Origin of the sequence: Variovorax sp. 38R (genome assembly GCF_014843395.1) — a bacterium.
In the GTDB taxonomy this organism is placed as follows: domain Bacteria; phylum Pseudomonadota; class Gammaproteobacteria; order Burkholderiales; family Burkholderiaceae_C; genus Variovorax; species Variovorax paradoxus_H.
In genome coordinates this window covers 4,277,230-4,294,423 of the sequence record NZ_CP062121.1, presented here as the reverse complement: position 1 = coordinate 4,294,423, position 17,194 = coordinate 4,277,230, and the positions used below count along the sequence as shown (strand labels likewise).

Annotated in this window: 15 protein-coding genes; 7 read left to right on the top strand and 8 right to left on the bottom strand. The window is 69.3% G+C overall.

Annotated elements, in window-relative coordinates:
* Positions 1-4 precede the first annotated feature (4 nt).
* Positions 5-637, bottom strand: a complete 633-nt coding sequence (locus IG196_RS19780) for a glutathione S-transferase family protein (RefSeq protein WP_192192621.1) — start codon at positions 635-637, stop codon at positions 5-7.
* A 120-nt stretch (positions 638-757) separates the two neighbouring features.
* Here IG196_RS19780 and gcvA point away from each other — a divergent pair, with 120 nt between their 5' ends.
* Together gcvA and IG196_RS19770 are read left to right on the top strand one after the other, a co-directional pair.
* Positions 758-1,672, top strand: a complete 915-nt coding sequence (gene gcvA / locus IG196_RS19775) for a transcriptional regulator GcvA (RefSeq protein WP_192192620.1) — start codon at positions 758-760, stop codon at positions 1,670-1,672.
* Between the two features lie 9 nt (positions 1,673-1,681).
* Positions 1,682-2,647: a threo-3-hydroxy-L-aspartate ammonia-lyase gene (locus IG196_RS19770; protein WP_192192618.1), complete on the top strand. Its 966-nt coding sequence runs from the start codon at positions 1,682-1,684 to the stop codon at positions 2,645-2,647.
* A 3-nt stretch (positions 2,648-2,650) separates the two neighbouring features.
* Here IG196_RS19770 and IG196_RS19765 read toward each other — a convergent pair whose 3' ends face one another.
* From IG196_RS19765 to IG196_RS19750, 4 genes are all read right to left on the bottom strand, one after another.
* Entirely contained in the window at positions 2,651-3,316 is a 666-nt protein-coding gene (locus IG196_RS19765) for a hypothetical protein (RefSeq protein ID WP_192192616.1), read from the bottom strand.
* Positions 3,317-3,358: 42 nt separating this feature from the next.
* Entirely contained in the window at positions 3,359-4,009 is a 651-nt protein-coding gene (locus tag IG196_RS19760) for an ABC transporter ATP-binding protein (RefSeq protein WP_192192615.1), read from the bottom strand.
* The gene (miaA, locus tag IG196_RS19755; protein WP_192192613.1) at positions 4,006-4,992 is read right to left on the bottom strand and encodes a tRNA (adenosine(37)-N6)-dimethylallyltransferase MiaA; all 987 of its coding nucleotides are present in this window, start codon (positions 4,990-4,992) and stop codon (positions 4,006-4,008) included. Before miaA ends, IG196_RS19760 begins: the two co-directional genes overlap by 4 nt.
* Before the next feature lie 64 nt (positions 4,993-5,056).
* Positions 5,057-5,989, bottom strand: a complete 933-nt coding sequence (locus tag IG196_RS19750) for an AraC family transcriptional regulator (protein ID WP_192192611.1) — start codon at positions 5,987-5,989, stop codon at positions 5,057-5,059.
* Between the two features lie 214 nt (positions 5,990-6,203).
* On the opposite strand from IG196_RS19750, the gene IG196_RS19745 reads away from it, so the two are divergent.
* Genes IG196_RS19745 through IG196_RS19735 form a run of 3 tightly spaced genes read left to right on the top strand, consistent with a single transcriptional unit; the run spans position 6,204 to position 9,351 of the window.
* Entirely contained in the window at positions 6,204-6,566 is a 363-nt protein-coding gene (locus tag IG196_RS19745) for a c-type cytochrome (RefSeq protein ID WP_192192610.1), read from the top strand.
* Between the two features lie 37 nt (positions 6,567-6,603).
* Positions 6,604-7,077, top strand: a complete 474-nt coding sequence (locus IG196_RS19740) for a (2Fe-2S)-binding protein (RefSeq protein WP_192192608.1) — start codon at positions 6,604-6,606, stop codon at positions 7,075-7,077.
* Positions 7,078-7,086: 9 nt separating this feature from the next.
* Positions 7,087-9,351 carry a xanthine dehydrogenase family protein molybdopterin-binding subunit gene (locus IG196_RS19735; RefSeq protein WP_192192606.1) on the top strand — a complete coding sequence of 755 codons (2,265 nt, stop codon included), beginning with the start codon at positions 7,087-7,089 and terminating at the stop codon, positions 9,349-9,351.
* A gap of 41 nt (positions 9,352-9,392) precedes the next feature.
* Here the strand turns inward: IG196_RS19735 and IG196_RS19730 are convergent, their stop codons facing one another.
* Together IG196_RS19730 and IG196_RS19725 are read right to left on the bottom strand one after the other, a co-directional pair.
* Positions 9,393-10,391, bottom strand: coding sequence for an alpha/beta hydrolase (locus IG196_RS19730; RefSeq protein WP_192192605.1), 999 nt, complete (start codon positions 10,389-10,391; stop codon positions 9,393-9,395).
* A gap of 215 nt (positions 10,392-10,606) precedes the next feature.
* Positions 10,607-11,410 carry a helix-turn-helix transcriptional regulator gene (locus IG196_RS19725; protein WP_192192603.1) on the bottom strand — a complete coding sequence of 268 codons (804 nt, stop codon included), beginning with the start codon at positions 11,408-11,410 and terminating at the stop codon, positions 10,607-10,609.
* A gap of 103 nt (positions 11,411-11,513) precedes the next feature.
* On the opposite strand from IG196_RS19725, the gene IG196_RS19720 reads away from it, so the two are divergent.
* The gene (locus tag IG196_RS19720) at positions 11,514-13,088 is read left to right on the top strand and encodes an MFS transporter (RefSeq protein WP_192192601.1); all 1,575 of its coding nucleotides are present in this window, start codon (positions 11,514-11,516) and stop codon (positions 13,086-13,088) included.
* Here IG196_RS19720 and mutL read toward each other — a convergent pair.
* Positions 13,072-14,967 (bottom strand): DNA mismatch repair endonuclease MutL, encoded by a 1,896-nt coding sequence (mutL, locus tag IG196_RS19715; protein WP_192192599.1) that lies wholly within the window; start codon positions 14,965-14,967, stop codon positions 13,072-13,074. The genes IG196_RS19720 and mutL overlap by 17 nt on opposite strands.
* A gap of 252 nt (positions 14,968-15,219) precedes the next feature.
* Between mutL and IG196_RS19710 the strand changes: the two genes are divergently transcribed.
* Entirely contained in the window at positions 15,220-17,010 is a 1,791-nt protein-coding gene (locus IG196_RS19710; protein ID WP_192192597.1) for an IlvD/Edd family dehydratase, read from the top strand.
* The last annotated feature ends 184 nt before the right edge of the window (positions 17,011-17,194 follow it).

Below are 17,194 nucleotides of genomic sequence, written 5' to 3'. Positions count from 1 at the left end.
GGCGTCAGGCGTCCGTCGCGGGTTCGGGCAGTGCAATGCCGCGTTGCACGGCCGGCCGCGCGGCCATGCGTTCGTGCCATGCCGTCAGGTGGCGGTGGTGGCTGAAGTCGAAGTCGACGATGCGCGCGATGTGCGTCCAGCCGAAGGTCGCGATGTCGGCCACGGAGTACGCATCGCCCGCCAGCCAGTGGTGGTTCGCGAGGTGACCGTCCAGCGTCGAGAACGCGGCCTCTGTGAGTTCGCGATAGCGCTCGATGGCCTCGGGGTTGCGTTGCGGGGCGACTCGCTCGAAATGCACGCGCTGCCCCAGCAGCGGGCCCATGCTCGACGCATGGAACATCAGCCACGTGATCGCCTTCCAGCGCGCCGCAGGTTCCGTCGGCAGCAGGCGCCCGGCCTTGTCGGCCAGATACAGCAGGATCGCCGCCGACTCGAACAGCGTGAGGCCGGCCGCGTGGTCCACCAGCACCGGAATGCGGCCATGCGGGTTGAGCGCGAGGAACGCGGGGAGTCGGTGCTCGCCGCGCTCGATGCGCACGTGGTGCAGCGTGTAGGGGAGGGCGAGTTCTTCCAGCGCGATGGTGATCTTGAAGCCGTTGGGCGAGCTGTCGGTGTAGAGCGAGAGGCTGTGCGTCATTGAAGATAGAAAATCTGATTGCATTGGCAGTCCATGAACCGATGCTAGGGAGAGAGAATCCGACCGACAAACGATGATTCGTCGATCAAGAAATCAGTTTTTCTAACGACTGGAAACCCCATGGGAAGCGTCTTGCCTTTGCTCGCCTTGCGCGCCTTCACCGAAGCCGGCCGGCACGGCAGCCTCAAGGCCGCCGCCGAAGTCCTGGGCGTGACGCCGGGCGCGGTGAGCCAGCAGATCCGCGTGCTTGAACAGCGCCTGAACGTGTCGTTGTTCGTGCGCGAGCGCTACGGCGTGCAGCTCAGCGAGGCGGGCGCGCGCATTCATCCGAACCTGGTGCGCGCGTTCGACCAGATCGAACACGCCGTGTCCGTGCTGGAGGCCGCGTCGAAGCAGCAGACCCTCACCGTGAGCACCGTCGCGTCCTTCGCGGCGAGCTGGCTCGTGCCGCGCCTGGGTGCGTTCTCGGCGCTGCACCCGGAGATCGAGGTGCGGGTCGAGGCCTCGTCCAAGCTGGCCGATCTGCAACGCGACGGGGTCGATGTCGCAATACGCCACGGGCTGGGCGTGTATCCCGGCTTGCAGGTCGAGCGGCTGATGGCGCCCGTGCTTGTGCCGGTGGCGAGTCCGTCGTTGCTGGCCCAAGGCTCGGCGATCCGCAAACCCGCCGATTGCCTAAAGTACACGCTGCTGCACGACAGCGACCGCGCGGACTGGGCGCTGTGGCTGCAGGCGCATGGCGTCGAGGCCGTGGATGCCGCGCTGCGCGGCCCGGGCTTCGAGGAAGACCTGTTGCTGCTGCGCGCCGCAGCGGCCGGCCAGGGCATCGCGCTCGTGCAGGACACGCATGCGCAGGAGTACCTCGACGAAGGCCGCCTGGCCGTCGCATTGAACAAGCGCTGGCCCGCCCGCTTTGCCTACTACCTGGTGAGCAAGCCGGGCGCCATGCAGCGGCCGGCGGTGCAGGCGTTTTCGGAATGGGTGAGGGCGCAAGCCGCATCTCCCACGCGTGCGCCGCAGGCCGGCAGCCGCTAAGCTTGCGCGATGCAACTCCCTACCTACGACGACGTCATCGCCGCGGCCGCGCGGCTCGAAGGCCATGCGCACCGCACGCCGGTGCTGCAATCGACCACCGCCAATGAACGCTGGGGCGCGCAGTTCTTCTTCAAGTGCGAGAACTTCCAGCGCATGGGCGCGTTCAAGTTTCGCGGTGCGTTCAATGCGCTGTCGAAGTTCGACGCGGCGCAGCGCAAGGGCGGCGTCATCGCCTTCTCGTCGGGCAACCACGCGCAGGCCATCGCGCTGTCGGCGCGGCTCTTGTCGATGCCGGCCGTGATCGTCATGCCCAAGGACGCGCCCGCCGCCAAGGTCGCGGCCACGAAGGGCTACGGCGCCGAAGTGGTGATGTACGACCGCTTCACCGAAGACCGCGAGGCGCTGACGAAGCGACTCGCGCAGGAACGCGGCATGACGATGATTCCGCCCTACGACCACCCCGATGTGCTGACGGGGCAGGGGACGGCGGTGAAGGAACTCATCGAAGAGACGGGTCCGCTCGACCACCTCTTCGTGTGCCTCGGCGGCGGCGGGCTGCTGTCGGGCTCGGCACTGTCGGCGCGCGCACTGGCGCCCGCTTGCAAGGTCTACGGCGTGGAGCCCGAAGCCGGCAACGACGGCCAGCAGTCGCTGCGCGCCGGGAAGATCGTGCACATCGAAACGCCCAAGACCATCGCCGACGGTGCGCAGACGCAGCATCTGGGCGCGTACACCTTCGGGATCATCCAGCGCGACGTGGACGACATCTTCACCGTCACCGACGACCAGCTTGTCGAGGCGATGCGCTTCTTCGCCGAGCGCATGAAGATGGTGGTGGAGCCGACGGGCTGCCTCGCGTTCGCGGGCGCCATTGCGGCAGCGAAGGCCATCGAAGGCCAGCGCGTGGGCATCGTGATCAGCGGCGGGAACGTCGACCTGTCGCGCTACGCCGCGTTGTTGAGCGGCACGGCCTGAGCCTCAGGTCGCGCGCTGCCACACGACGCGGCGCGCGTTCTCGCCGCAGTCGAGCAACTGACGGTAGCCGGCTGCATCGAAGTCCTGCAGCGCCAGCAGCCAGGCTTCGAATTGCGTGAAGTTGTCGGCAAGCGTGTCCACCTCGGCAGATGGGGCGTCGCGGTCGGTGTCGGTCCACAGCTCGATCCACACCTGCGGCAGGTTGTCGACCTTTGTGTGCGAGCGCACCGCGATCCGCTCGATGGCGTCCAGCGCGACGCGCACCTCAGGGCGTCTGTAGCGAATCAGCGTGAGATGCCCGTGGCGCAACGTCACGCGTGCGCCATCGGGCGGTCCGCCGATGCGGCGTGATCGCTGGAAGGCCTTCAGGTTCTGGCTGCGGACGATGTAGAGCGTGCCCGCGGCGAAGAAGGCCGTCAGGAGAGAAACGTAGGTGAGCCTGGATGCCGAGACGCCGACGGCACCGTGCCGGGCAATGACCCACAGGGCGTAGCCGCACGCGGCCGTGGCCACCGCGCTCGCGATGCCCCACAGCCCGGCCGCCCACGGGCTGCCACGCAGCGCCGCACGGAACACGAAGGCATAGATCAGGATGCGCACGCCGACCATGACGGTGGGGCGTGTGGCGAGTTGCCACAGCTCGGTGGCCAGGTAGAGCACGGCGATCATCACCAACGCGCCCGGAACGGGTGTCGATGGGCGCTTCACCCGTCAGGCCCGGATGCCGCTCACCGTCAGGTGCAGCAAGCGGTCCGCCCGCGCCGCCGCGCTCTCCGAGTGCGTCACCAGCACCAGCGATGCGCCGTGCTCGCGCGTCTGGCCGATCAGCAGGTCCATCACCTTCGCAGCGGTCGATGGGTCGAGGTTGCCGGTGGGCTCGTCCGCGAGCAGCAGCGCGGGCCGATGCACCAGCGCACGGGCGATCGCCACGCGTTGCAGCTGGCCACCCGACAGCGTCTGCGGCAGCCGCGCGCCCATGCCGGGCAGGCCGACGGCGTCGAGCATGTGAGCGACGCGTGCGTCTTCGCGCGGGCGGCCGAGCAGCATCAGCGGCAGCGACACGTTCTGGGCCACGTCGAGGTGCGGCAGCACGTGGAAGGCCTGGAACACGAAGCCCACATGCTGGCGGCGCCAGAGCGCGCGGGCCTCGCCGTCGAGCGCGCCGATGTCGGTGCCGTCGTGCGACACGCTGCCTTCGTCCCAGCTGTCGAGGCCGGCCATGCAGTTGAGCAGGGTCGACTTGCCCACGCCCGATTCGCCCACGATGGCGACGAACTCGCCGGGCGCGACCTGCAGGCTCACATGCTCGAAGACGGGCGCGTCGCCGTAGTGCTTGCCGAGGTTGGAGAGGTGCAGGGTCATGCGGGCGTCGCCCCGCGTGCGATGTGGGCGATGTGCTGCACGGCGGTCTGCACCGCGTCGGGCGCATCGCAGGCGATGACGGTGCGCTGCGGCATGCTGCGCAGCCAGGTGATCTGCCGCTTGGCGAGCTGGCGCGTGGCGGCGATGCCGCGCTCGCGCAGTTCGTTCAGGGTCTTGGTGTCGGGCGGTGCGTCGCCGCAGGCGTCGAACATGTCGCAGGCCTGGCGGTAACCGACGCAGCGCATCGAGGGCAGGTCGGGCGACAGGTCGCCGCGCGCGCGCAGCGCCTTCACCTCGTCGAGAAAACCGGCGGCGAGCATGGCGTCGAAGCGTTCGGCGATGCGGCCGTGCAGCCAGGCGCGGTCTTCGGGTTCGAGCGACACGAGCACGCCGCCGTCGACGGCCTTGGCGGCCTTGGTGTCGCTCGCATGGAAGCTCGACAGTGGCTGGCCGCTGCTTTCCCACACCTCGAGCGCGCGCTGGATGCGCTGGCTGTCTTGCGGCGCGAGCCGTGCGGCCGTGACGGGGTCGACCTGCGCGAGCCGCGCATGCATGGCGGGCCAACCGAGCGCGGCGGCTTCGGCGTCGAGGCGCGCGCGCACAGCGGGGTCGGCCGCGGGCATGGCGTCGATGCCGTCGAACAGCGCCTTGAAGTACAGCATGGTGCCGCCCACGAGCAGCGGCAGCGCACCGCGCGCGCGGATGGCGTCGATGAGCCGGGTGGCGTCGGCCACGAAGGCGGCGGCGCTGTAGCTGTCGCGCGCATCGAGGATGTCGATCAGGTGGTGCGGCACGGCGGCCTGCTCGGCGGCGGTGGGCTTGGCGGTGCCGATGTCCATGCCGCGGTAGACCAGCGCCGAATCGACGCTGACGATCTCGACCGGCTGCAATTGCGCAACGGCCAGGGCCACGGCGGTCTTGCCGGACGCGGTGGGGCCGGCAAGCGCGATGTAGCGCGGGGGAACAGGGGAAGCTGGGGGCATGCGTCGAGGGTAGCAAATGGCGCGCGCCGGGCGGCAGCGCGGGGCTTGCTTGCGACGCAGTGCTTCAGGCGACGACGACGGTCGCGTCCCGCATCCGGCGGATGTCGCGCAGCGGCGGTGCGCCGAACAGGCGCGCGTACTCGCGGCTGAACTGCGAGGCGCTTTCGTAGCCCACGCGCACGCCGGCCGTGCCCGCATCGATGTTCTGGTTCAGCATCAGCTGCCGCGCTTCCTGCAGGCGCAGCTGCTTCAGGTACTGCATCGGGCTCATGCCGGTCACGGCGCGGAAATGCTGGCGGTAGGTCGACGGGCTCATGTGCGCGGACGCGGCCAGCTCGTCGGCCAGCACGGGCTTGGTGAAGTTCATCTTGAGCCACGCCAGGCTCTGCGCCACCTGCTGGCTCGGCGAGCCGACGGTCACGAGGCGCTGCAGCTGCGGGCCGTGGCGCCCGGCAAGCAGGCGCACGATGATTTCCTTCTGCAGCAGCGGCGCGAGTTGGGGCACGAGCTGGGGCTCGGCCAGCAGTTCGACGAGCCGCGTCACCGTGCCGAGCAGCGTCGGGTCGAGTGCACCGAGCGACAGGGCGCGGTGGTTGTGGGGTTCTCTGGACGGCGGCGGCAACGCCATCTCGGTCGCCACCTGCACGATGGCGCGCGCATCGAGCTTGAGCATGAGGCCCAGGAAGGGCTGCGCCGCGCTGGCGCGGGTGACGTGCGCGACCACGGGAAGGTCGGCCGTGATCAGCAGCGACTGGCCCGCGGCGTATTCATAGATCTCGTCGCCGAGCGCCGCGCGCTTCTGTCCGCCGACCGTGATGCCCAGGCCGAAGCCGTAGATGCAATGCACGGGCTCGGTCGCGGCGCTGCGACGGTGCAGCGAGAGTTCGGGAATGGCGGTGGCGTGGTCGCCGTCGTTTCGGGCAATGCGCCCGACGGCCGTGGCCAGGGCGGCGAGGACGGCCGAATCGTCTGGCTGCGTCGGCTGTAGCACTTCCATCTGAATCCTTTCGGCTGCTTGCGCAAAGTCTATCGGGCGCTTCTCATGCGACTGGCGTTTCCGGCGCAGTCTCGTTGTTTCAGGCAAGAACGCGCGCGGATTGGGCAAGTGGCCGTGGGCGCTTCATCGGACACTGGCCGCCGTGAAGTCCTCTTGCGGCGCGCGGCGCGCGGCGCGAGGACCGTGCTTCCCCTCCACGATGATGAAAAAAGAAATGACCCACGACGAACGAAACCCGCTTCGCGGCATCGACCGCCGCATCACCGCCTCGCTCGTGGCCGCACTGGCCGTCGGCGTGAGCATTGCCTGGTCCGCACCCGCTGTCGCCAGCACCGCGCTGGCGCAGAAAAACGCGTGCATGGCTTGCCACCAGGCCGCCGTGAAGGTGGTGGGCCCTTCCTGGAAAGAGATCGGCGCGCGCTATGGCGACGGCAAGGGCACGGCCGCGCAGCTGGTGGCCAGCATCAAGGGCGGCAGCTCGGGCAAGTGGGGCGCGATGCCGATGCCCGCGCAACCCCAGGTGCCCGAGGCCGACCTGCAGGCGCTCGCGCAATGGGTGCTCGACGGCGCCAAGTGAACCGAATCCTTCAACTCAACCCACGGAGAACAACAACATGAGCGCGCTCCACGTCAACGGCCGTGACCACACGGTCGACGCCGACCCCGGCACCCCCATCCTCTGGGCCCTGCGTGACACGCTGGGCATGACCGGCACCAAGTTCGGTTGCGGCGCGGCGCTGTGCGGCGCCTGCACCGTGCACATGGACGGCCAGGCCATCCGCTCGTGCATCACGCCGATCTCGGCGGCCGAGGGCAAGAAGATCACCACCATCGAAGCCGTGACCGGCGGCAGCGACCGCGTGGGTGCGGCGGTGCATGCCGCGTGGGTCAAGCACGACGTCGCGCAGTGCGGCTACTGCCAGAGCGGCCAGATCATGAGTGCGACCGCCTTCCTGCAGTCGCTGCCCAAGGGCAAGCAGCCCAGCACGGACGAGATCGACTCGGCCATGGCCGGCAACATCTGCCGCTGCGGCACCTACGCCCGCATCCGCGCCGCCGTGGCCGAAGCGGCCAAGACCCTCGCCTAAGGAGCCGACATGCTGCCCCACATCGACTACAACGAACTTCCGCGCGCGCTGCAGCGCCTGATGGCCCGGCCTGAGACCGATGAAGCCGACGAGGTCGCCACGCTGCCGCGTCGCAGCTTCCTGAAGATGGCCGGCGCCGGTGGCTTCGTGCTCGGCGCCTTTCCCCACATGGCCATGGCGCAGGCCGACGGTCCGGCCAAGGCCGGCGGCGCGCTCAAGCCGACGCAACAGCCGTCGGCCTTCGTGCAGATCGCGCCCAACGGCGAGGTCACCGTGACCATCAACCGCCTCGAGTTCGGCCAGGGCGTGCAGACCGGCCTGCCGATGATCCTGGCCGAAGAGCTCGATGCCGACTGGGCCCTGGTGCGCAGCCGCAACGGCACCAACGATGCGGCCTACGCCGACCCGCTGTTCGGCATGCACCTGACCGGCGGTTCCAACTCGATCAAGAACAGCTACACGCAGTACCGCGAACTGGGTGCGCGCGCGCGGGCCATGCTGCTGTCGGCAGCCGCGCAGCGCTGGAAGGTCGACGTGGCCACGCTGCGCACGCAGGCCGGCACGGTCATCGGCCCGGGCGGCCGCAAGGCGGGTTACGGCGAACTGGCCGAAGCGGCCATGGCGCTGCCGGTGCCCGAGAAGGTCACGCTGAAGAACCCGAAGGACTTTCGCATCATCGGCCGCCCGACCACGCGCCTGGACGCGCGCGCCAAGAGCAGCGGACGCCAGGACTTCGGCATCGACGTGAAGCAGCCCGGCCAGCTGACGGCCGTGGTGGCCCATCCGCCGGTGTTCGGTGCCCGCCTGGCCTCGGTGGACGACAGCGCGGCGCGCGCCGTCAAGGGCGTGAAGGCCGTGCTGCGCATTCCGCTGGACCGCGGCGCCGAGGGCGTGGCCGTGGTGGCCGACGGCTACTGGCCGGCCAAGCTGGGCCGCGACGCGCTCAAGCTGCAGTGGGACACCGCCGCCGTCGAGAAGGTCGACAGCGAGAAGCAACTGGCGCAGTACCGCGAACTCGCCGGCCGCCCTGGCAACCGCAAGTTCGACGCCGACATGGCGCCGCTGGCCGGCGCGCCGCACAAGCTCGATGCCGAGTTCGTGTTCCCCTACCTGGCCCATGCGCCCATGGAGCCGGAGAACTGCACCGTGAAGCTGACGGACGGTCGCGCCGAGTTGTGGGTCGGCACGCAGTCCGCCGACCTCGACGGCCAGGCCGCGGCGCGCACGCTGAAGCTCAAGCCCGAGCAGGTGAAGGTCAACGTGCAGATGGCGGGCGGCGGCTTCGGCCGGCGCTTCGTGGGCTCGAGCGACTTCGTGGTCGAGGCCTGCGAGATCGCCAAGGCCGCGCGCACCGCCGGCCTGAAAGACGCCCCCGTGCGCCTGCTGTGGAGCCGCGAGGACGACATCAAGGGCGGCTACTACCGCCCCATGCACCTGCACCGCGCACGCATCGGCTTCGACGAGCGCGGCAAGATCCTCGCGTGGGACCACGTCATCGTGGGCCAGTCGATCACCGGCGGCACGGTGTTCGCCGGTTCCATGGTGAAGGACGGCATCGACGCCACGGCCGTCGAGGGCATGCGCGATCCGTACCCCGTGCCGATGCGCCTCACGGTGCATCACCCGCAGGTCAACGTGCCGGTGCTGTGGTGGCGCAGCGTGGGGTCCACCCATACCGCCTTCGTGATGGAAACGCTCATCGACGAAATCGCCCGCACCACCAAGCAGGACCCGGTGGCCTACCGCATGAACCTCTTCGGCGACAAGCACCCGCGCCATCGTGCCGCGCTGCAGCTCGCGGTCGACAAGAGCGGTTACGGCAAGAAGAAGCTCGCCGAAGGCCGCGCCTGGGGCGTGGCTGTGCATGAGTCCTTCGAGTCGGTGGTGGCCTATGTGGTCGAAGCGTCGGTGAAAGACGGCCAGCCCGTGCTGCACCGCGTGACCTCGGGCGTGCACTGCAACCTGGCCGTGAACCCGCGCAGCGTGGAAGCGCAGGTGCAGGGCGCGGCGGTGATGGGGCTGTCGACCTGCCTGCAGGGCAGCGCCATCACGTTGAAGGACGGCGTCGTGCAGCAGGGCAACTTCGGCGACTTCACCGTGGCGCGCATCACGCAGATGCCCGAGTTCGATGTGCACATCGTGCCGAGTGCCGATGCGCCCAAGGGCATGGGAGAACCGGGCCTGCCGCCGCTGGCGCCTGCGTTCGCGAACGCCGTGGCGCGGCTGACGGGCAAGCCCTTGCGCCAGCTGCCGTTCGATCTGGCCTCGGCCTGACGCGGGAACGGAACCGGCGGGAAAGCCGGTTTGGTTTTTAGTTAGATGGCAGCGGGGGCGGGCGGCGTGTGCGCCTGGCCCCGCACCTCTTGCGGCGACAGCGCGGCAGAAGGCAATGAAGAAGGCAGCGACGGCTGCGGCGACACCAGCCGCGGCTGCGGCCGGCTGTCCGCCACGGTGCTGCTGCCTTCGGGCTTCATGCGAAACAGCTGCGACAGCGCCGCGCGGTACTGCGTCGCGCCCACCGAGTTGGTGTTGTGGTGCGAGCCGCCCTCGACCAGCACGAACATCTTGGGCACCGTGGCCGCCTCGTACAGCTTGCGCCCCAGCGTCGGGTTGATCAGGCTGTCGGCGGTGCCGTGCACCACGAGCAGCGGCGCGCCGATGTCCTTGACGGTGCGAATGGCCTCGAAGCGCTGCGTGATGAACGGGCCGAAGGGCAGCCAGCCCCACTTGAAGCTGCTGGCCACGTCGGCGATGGAGGTGAAGGTGCTCTCGACGATGGTGCCGCTCTCGTCGCCCACCGTGGCCGCCAGATCGATGCCGATGGCGCCGCCCAGCGAGTGGCCGAAGATGTAACGGTGCTGGCGCGGATGGCGCGCGGCAAGCCAGGTCCAGGCGGCGCGGGCGTCTTCGCGGGCCGAGGCTTCCGAGGGCAGGCCCTTGGAGCTCTTGCCGAAGCCGCGGTAGTCGATGGCCAGCACCGAGAAGCCCAGCTCGTGCATGCGCTGGATGCGCGGCGCCGAGCCGGCCACGTTGTAGCGCGCACCATGCAGGTACAGCAGCACGGGGGTCTCGGTGGTTTCGGGGGCGCCGCCGAGCCACAGGCCGTGCAGGCGCGCGGGTTCACCGGTGATGGACGATTGAAAGTCGATCCAGACGTCCTGCATGCCTTCGGTCATCTGGGCCGAGTTGCCCCAGCTGCGGTCGCTGGGCTGGAAGATCCATTCGCGTTGCCGTTCGTCGAGGGTCGAACAGCCGGCGGCCAGGAGGGCACAGAGCGAAAAGATGGACGCGAGGAGGGGCCAGCGTTTGATCATTGCGTGGAGGGACAGCGAAAGTCGGCCGAAAGTTCATCTGCTTGCTTTCTGAAACGCGTCGGCATCGCGTGTCAGATCCCCCTGTGCGGCGCTCGTCGGCGCTTCGCACGAGACCATGCAACGTGCGTGCCCGCGCTGCGGATGACGCGCAAAAACCCTCGAAAACCCTCAAAACGGGCGCTGACGGCGCTTATCTGGCGCGCGAGCCGCTGTGCTCAGGCCGGTGTCGGCTGCGCGAAATACACCACCATGCGCAGGTGTCGGTGCGCGTCGACCACCAGCGTTTCGTGGTGAAAGTCCAACGGTCCGGTGTCGGCCATCTGTACACATCGGAGGCCGCGCCGGGCGGGCGCGCTGTCGGGGGTGTCCCACCAGCGGCGGAAGTCGGGCGAGAGTTCTTTCAGGTCGGCGACGAGGCCCAACATGGCCGGATCGTCGGGTGCGATGGCGAAGTCGTATCGGAATTGCGCCAGTAGCCGGGGCGCATCGTCGCGCCAGGCGGGCAGGCGTCGCCGCAATTCAGGGTCGGCGAACACCATGCGCAGCAGGTTGCGCACTTCGGGTTCGCGCGCGCTGAAGCCGAAGAGCGCCTCGGCCGCCGCATTCCACGCCACGACGTCCCAGCGCAGGTTGCACACGTAGGCGGGGCGGTTCGGCAGGTCGTCCATCAACTGCTGGATGTGGGGCGTGACCGACACCTGCTGATGGGCCTCGGGCGGCGGGGGCCGCTTGTGGGCCAGCAGAAACAGGTGGCTGCACTCGGCGTCGTCGAGCTTCAGGGCGTGCGCCACGCCGAGCAAAAACTTCTGCGACACCTGGATTTCGCGCCCCTGCTCGAACCACGTGTACCAGGTGAGCCCCACGCCGGCCATCACCGCAACCTCTTCGCGCCGCAGGCCGGGGGTGCGGCGCCGGCCCTGCGAGGGCAGGCCGACATCGGCGGGCGTCAGCTTCCGGCGGTGCCGGGTCAGGAACTCCGACAGCTCGTTCTTGGTGCGGCTGAGGCTTCGCTCGATCACGACTGTTGTCTCCAGTAATAGGATAAACACTTAAATTGTAATGTGATGATCTTGTCCTGAAGATGGGGCTTCCGCAACCCGAACACGCACCCGGAGGCCCCTTTTGACCGCACCTTGCGATTCACTTTCCCTTTCCGACCGTCCTCCCACTGCGAGGCGGGAAGGGCGCGCAGGCGCCCGCGAATGGACCGGGCTCGCGCTGCTGGCGCTGCCGACCCTTTTGCTCGGGCTCGACCTCACGCTGCTGCACCTCGCGCTGCCCGCGCTGGCCCTGGACCTGCGCCCCACAAGCGCGCAGGCGCTGTGGATCGTCGATGCCTACGGTTTCATGATTGCCGGCTTTCTCGTCACGATGGGCACGCTGGGCGACCGCATCGGGCGGCGCAAGCTGCTCATGGCGGGGGCGGCGGCGTTCGGCGTGGCGTCGGTGATCGCGGCCTCTTCGACCAGCGCCAACCAGCTGATCGCCGCACGTGCCGTGCTTGGCGTGGCGGGCGCGACGCTGATGCCGTCGACGCTGGCCCTGATCAGCAACATGTTCCTGCACCCGCACCAGCGCGCGCTGGCGATCGGGCTGTGGGCGACCATGTTCGCGCTGGGCATGGCGGCCGGGCCCGTGGTGGGCGGCGTGCTGCTGGCGCACCACGGCTGGGGCGCGGCCTTTCTCGTCGCGCTGCCAGTGGTCGGGCTGCTGCTGCTGGCCGCGCCGTTCCTGCTGCCGGAGTACCGCGCGCCGCAGCAGGGCCAGCTCGATCTGCCCAGCGTCGCGCTGTCGCTGCTTGCCTTGCTGCCGGTGGTCTACGGCATCAAGCAGGTCGCCAAGGACGGGATCGGTGTCGGTGCCGTGCTGGCACTGTTCGGTGGGCTGGCCTTCGCGCTGCTGTTCGTCCGGCGGCAGCGGCGGCTGCGCCATCCGCTGATCGACCTCGACCTGTTCGCCAGCCGGGTTTTCAGCGTCGCGCTGGTGGTGCTGTTGGTGGGGCTCGTTGGTGTCGGCGGCACGATGCTGCTGGTGACCCAGTACCTGCAACTCGTGGCTGGCCTGTCACCGCTCGCGGCTGGGCTGTGGATGGGCCCGCCAGCGCTCGCCATGCTCGTGGCCGGCATCACGGCGCCGCTGCTCGCGCGGCGCATCCGGCCGGGCCATGTGATGGCCGGCGCGCTGGGGTTGTCGGTCGTGGGGTATCTGATGCTGAGCCAGCTCGATCGCACGCCGCATGGCATCGCGTTGGTGACCGCCTCGTTCTCGCTCGTGTACCTCGGCCTGGGCACCATCGCCGCGCTGGGCACCGACCTGGTCGTGGGCGCTGCGCCGCCTGAGAAGGCCGGCTCGGCTTCGGCTTTGTCCGAAACGGTGCAGGAGCTGGGTCTGGCCGTGGGCATCGCCACGCTGGGCAGCCTGACGACGGCGGTGTATCGCACGCGGATGGGCGACCCGATCGACGGCGTGGCCGTGGAGTTTCAACGCGCGGTATCGGACAGCCTGGCCGGCGCCACGTCGGTGGCGCACCAACTGCCTGCCGGCGTGCTGGAGCAGGCGCAAGCCGCCTTCCTCGCGGGGCTGAATGCAGCCGCAGCCATCAGCGCCGTCAGCATTGCGGTTCTTGCGGTGCTGGCTGCCGTCACGCTGCGGCATGTCGGCGCAGCGACCGATGAAGGGCCTACCGCCCGCGCATGAACAGCGAATCGAGCTCGCGGATCGACAGCTGGCGCCAGGTCGGCCGGCCATGGTTGCACTGGTCGGAGCGCTCGGTGGCTTCCATCTGGCGCAGCAGGCCGTTCATCTCGTCGATCGTGAGCTTGCGGTTGGCGCGCACCGCGCCGTGGCAGGCCATGGTCGACAGCAGCTCGTTCTGCGCGCGCTGCACCACGGTGCTCGCGTCGTGCTGGCCCAGTTCGGCGAGCACGCTGCGCGCCAGCTCCACCGGGTCGCCGTCGGCCAGCGTGCCGGGCACGGCGCGCACGGCCAGCGTACGGGCCGAGAACGGCGTGATCTCCAGCCCCAGCGTGGGCAGCACCTCGGCGCAGGCCTCGGCCGTGGCCACTTCCTGCGGCGTGGCCGCGAAGGTGGCCGGAATCAGCAGCGGCTGGCTCGTGATGGCCGCGCCGTCGAGCTGGGTCTTGAGCCGCTCGTAGACGATGCGCTCATGCGCCGCGTGCATGTCGACGATCACCAGGCCCTGGCTGTTCTCGGCCAGGATGTAGATGCCCTGCAGCTGGGCCAGGGCGCGGCCCAGCGGCCAGGCGTCCTGGTTCATGACCGGAGCCGGCGTGGAGGCCGGGGCTTCGCTGTCCGGCAGCCCGACCGGCGCGCGGAACGACATCGCCGGGGCTTCGGTCTGCCACTGCGACGCGCCCGTGACCAACGCATGGCCTTGCTCCTCGGAGCGCCGCGGCCACATGGCCTCGAAGTCGCCGGTGCCGCGCTCGCGTGCCTGGAACGGGATCGCGGGCTGCGACCAGCTCGCACTCGGCGGCAGCGGCGTCTGCTTGAAGAAGGGCTGTGGTGGCGCGTCGGCCGGTGCCAGGGCATCGCCGGCGCGCGGCGCGGCCAGGGCGTCCTCGATGGCATGGCGCACCGCCTGGTGCACCTCGCGCCCGTCGCGGAAGCGCACCTCGATCTTGGTCGGGTGCACGTTGACGTCGACGCGCGCGGGGTCGATCTCCAGGTACAGCACGTACACCGGCTGGCGCTGGCCGTGCAGCACGTCTTCGTAGGCGCTGCGCACCGCGTGCGACAGCACCTTGTCGCGCACGAAGCGGCCGTTGACGTAGAAGAACTGCTGGTCGTTGCGCGAGCGCGCCGCATCGGGAATGCCGGCACGGCCGACCACGCGCACCGGGCCGCCTTCGCGCAGCACCGAGACGCTCTGCGACACGAAGTCGTCGCTCAGCGCATCGGCCAGCCGCTGCTCGGGCGTGGCGGCGGCGCGCCACTGTTCGATCAACTTGCCGTCGTGCCAGACCGAAAAGCCCACCTCGGGCCGCGCCAGCGCATGGCGGCGCACGGCCTCGATGCAGTGGGCCAGCTCGGTAGCGTCGGTCTTCAAAAACTTGCGCCGCGCGGGCGTGGCAAAGAACAGCTCGCGCACCTCGACCGTGGTGCCCACCGAGCGTGCCACGGGCCGCAGCTCGCCCGTGCCGCCATCGAGCACGAAGGCGCTGTCGGCGCCGGTGAAGCGCGAAAGGATGCTGAGTTCGGCAATCGCGTTGATGGCCGCGAGCGCCTCGCCGCGAAAGCCCATCGTGCCGACCGTTTCGAGGTCGCTCAGGCTCGCGATCTTGCTGGTGGCGTGGCGGCGCAGCGCCACCGTGAGTTCTTCGCGGGGAATGCCCAGGCCGTCGTCTTCGACCGAGATCAGCCGCACGCCGCCCGAGGCCAGCCGCACGGTGATCTGGCGCGCGCCGGCGTCCAGCGCGTTGTCGAGCAGTTCGCGCACCACCGAGGCGGGGCGCTCGACCATTTCACCGGCGGCGATCTGGCTGATCAGCTCGTCGGGGAGTTCACGGATCGGGCGGCGTTCGGCGGGGGGGAGGGAAGAGGGTAGGGCACTCACCGGAAACATTCTAGAAGCGGGGCGCCGACTGGGCGGCTGGCGGGGTATCGGGGTGTATTTGGTGCGCTTATACCGATCCTCAACCGATCTCATTGGCTTTGGCGAAGGCGAAAACCTAAGCTCCCCTTCGCCAACGTATTCGCACAACAAACAAGAACGCACCGGAGACACCCAGGACACCGCCATGGCACGCCGCCATGCCGCGCAGGGGGCCGCCGCGCGCGTTCGCCGACCACCCTGAAAGCCGACGCCATGACGACACCCCGCCCCCTGCGCTCCGCCGCCTGGTTCAACAACCCCGAACACAGCGAACTCTCGGTCCTGCACCTGGCCTGGTTCCTGAACTACGGCCTCACCCGCGAAGAGCTGCAATCGGGCAAGCCGATCATCGGCATCGCGCAAAGCGGCTCCGACCTCACGCCCTGCAACCGCCACCACCGCGAGCTGTCGCTGCGGGTGCGCGAAGGCATCCGCGAGATGGGCGGCATCGCGATGGAATTTCCGATGCACCCGATCCAGGAGAACGGCCGCCGCCCGACCGCCGCGCTCGACCGCAACCTGGCCTACCTGGGGCTCGTCGAAATCCTCACCGGCTACCCGATCGACGGCGTGGTGCTGACCACCGGCTGCGACAAGACCACGCCCGCCGCGCTGATGGCCGCGGCCACCGCCAACATCCCCGCCATCGTGCTGTCGGGCGGCCCCATGCTCAACGGCTGGCACGAAGGCCAGCGCACCGGCACCGGCACCACGCTGTTCAAGGCGCGCGAGCTGTTCGCCAAGGGCAGCATCGACTTCCCCGGTTACATCGACCTCGTGGGCTCCACCGTGCCCTCGGCCGGCCATTGCAACGTGATGGGCACCGCCTCGACCATGAACGCCCTGGCCGAAGCCCTGGGCATGAGCCTGCCCGGCTGCGCGGCCATTCCCGCGCCGTACCGCGAGCGCGGCCAGATGGCCTACGAAACGGGCCGCCGCATCGTCGACATGGTGCGTGAAGACCTCAAGCCCTCGGACATCCTCACGCGCTCGGCCTTCGAGAACGCGATCGTCGTCAACTCGGCCATCGGCGGTTCGACCAACGCGCCGATCCACCTCATCGCCATCGCCAAGCATGCGGGCGTCGAGCTAAACATCCAGGACTGGGAAACGGTCGGCCTCGAGGTGCCGCTGCTGCTCGACATGCAGCCCGCCGGCAAGTACCTCGGCGAAGAGTTCTACCGCGCAGGCGGCGTGCCGGCTGTGGTCGCCGAGCTGCACCGCCACGGCCTGATCCGTACCGACGCGCGCACCGTCAACGGCCACACCCTGGCCGTCAACTGCGCCGACGCACCCGTGAAAGACGCCGACGTCATCCGCCCCTTCGAACAGCCGCTGCGTGAGAACGCCGGCTTCCTCGTGATGTCGGGCAACCTGTTCGACAGCGCGATCATGAAGACCAGCGTCATCTCCGACGAGTTCCGTGCGCGCTACCTGAGCAAGGCCGGCGATCTCGACGCCTTTGTGGGCCGCGCCATCGTGTTCGACGGCCCGGAAGATTTCGAAGCCCGCATCGAAGACCCGTCGCTGGACATCGACGCGAGCTGCATCCTGTTCATGCGCGGCGTCGGCCCGATCGGACACCCGGGCTCGTCGGAAGTGGTCAACATGCGCGCACCCTCGCACCTGCTCAAGAGCGGCGTGTCGGCCTTGCCCTGCATCGGCGACGGCCGCCAGTCGGGCACCTCGGGCTCGCCGTCGATCCTCAACGCCTCGCCCGAAGCTGCCGCGGGCACGGGCCTGGCGCTGCTGCAGACCGGCGACAAGGTGCGCGTGGATCTGAAGGAACGCACCGTCAACATGCTGGTGGACGACGAGGTGCTGCAGGCCCGCGCCCGCGACCTCGAGGCGAAGGGCGGCTACCCGATTCCCGCGAGCCAGACGCCGTGGCAGGAAATCCAGCGCGCGATGGTGGACACGCTCTCTGAAGGCATGGTGCTGAAGCCGGCGACCAAGTACCAGCGGGTGGCGCAGACGGCGGGGATTCCGCGTCGGAATCACTGAGGACTGCTGTTGTTCAGGGCGACGCTCCCGCCGACGGGGAGCCTTGCTCCGCGAATGTCCCCCGGGGCTGCGCCCCTCCTCCTTGATTTCGCTGCGCAAGGCACCCCATCGACGTGAGCGTGTTCAGAGCACCTGTTGATCGGCGCGCACCCACAGCGTGCCTCGTGCTCAGGGCACTGGGTGC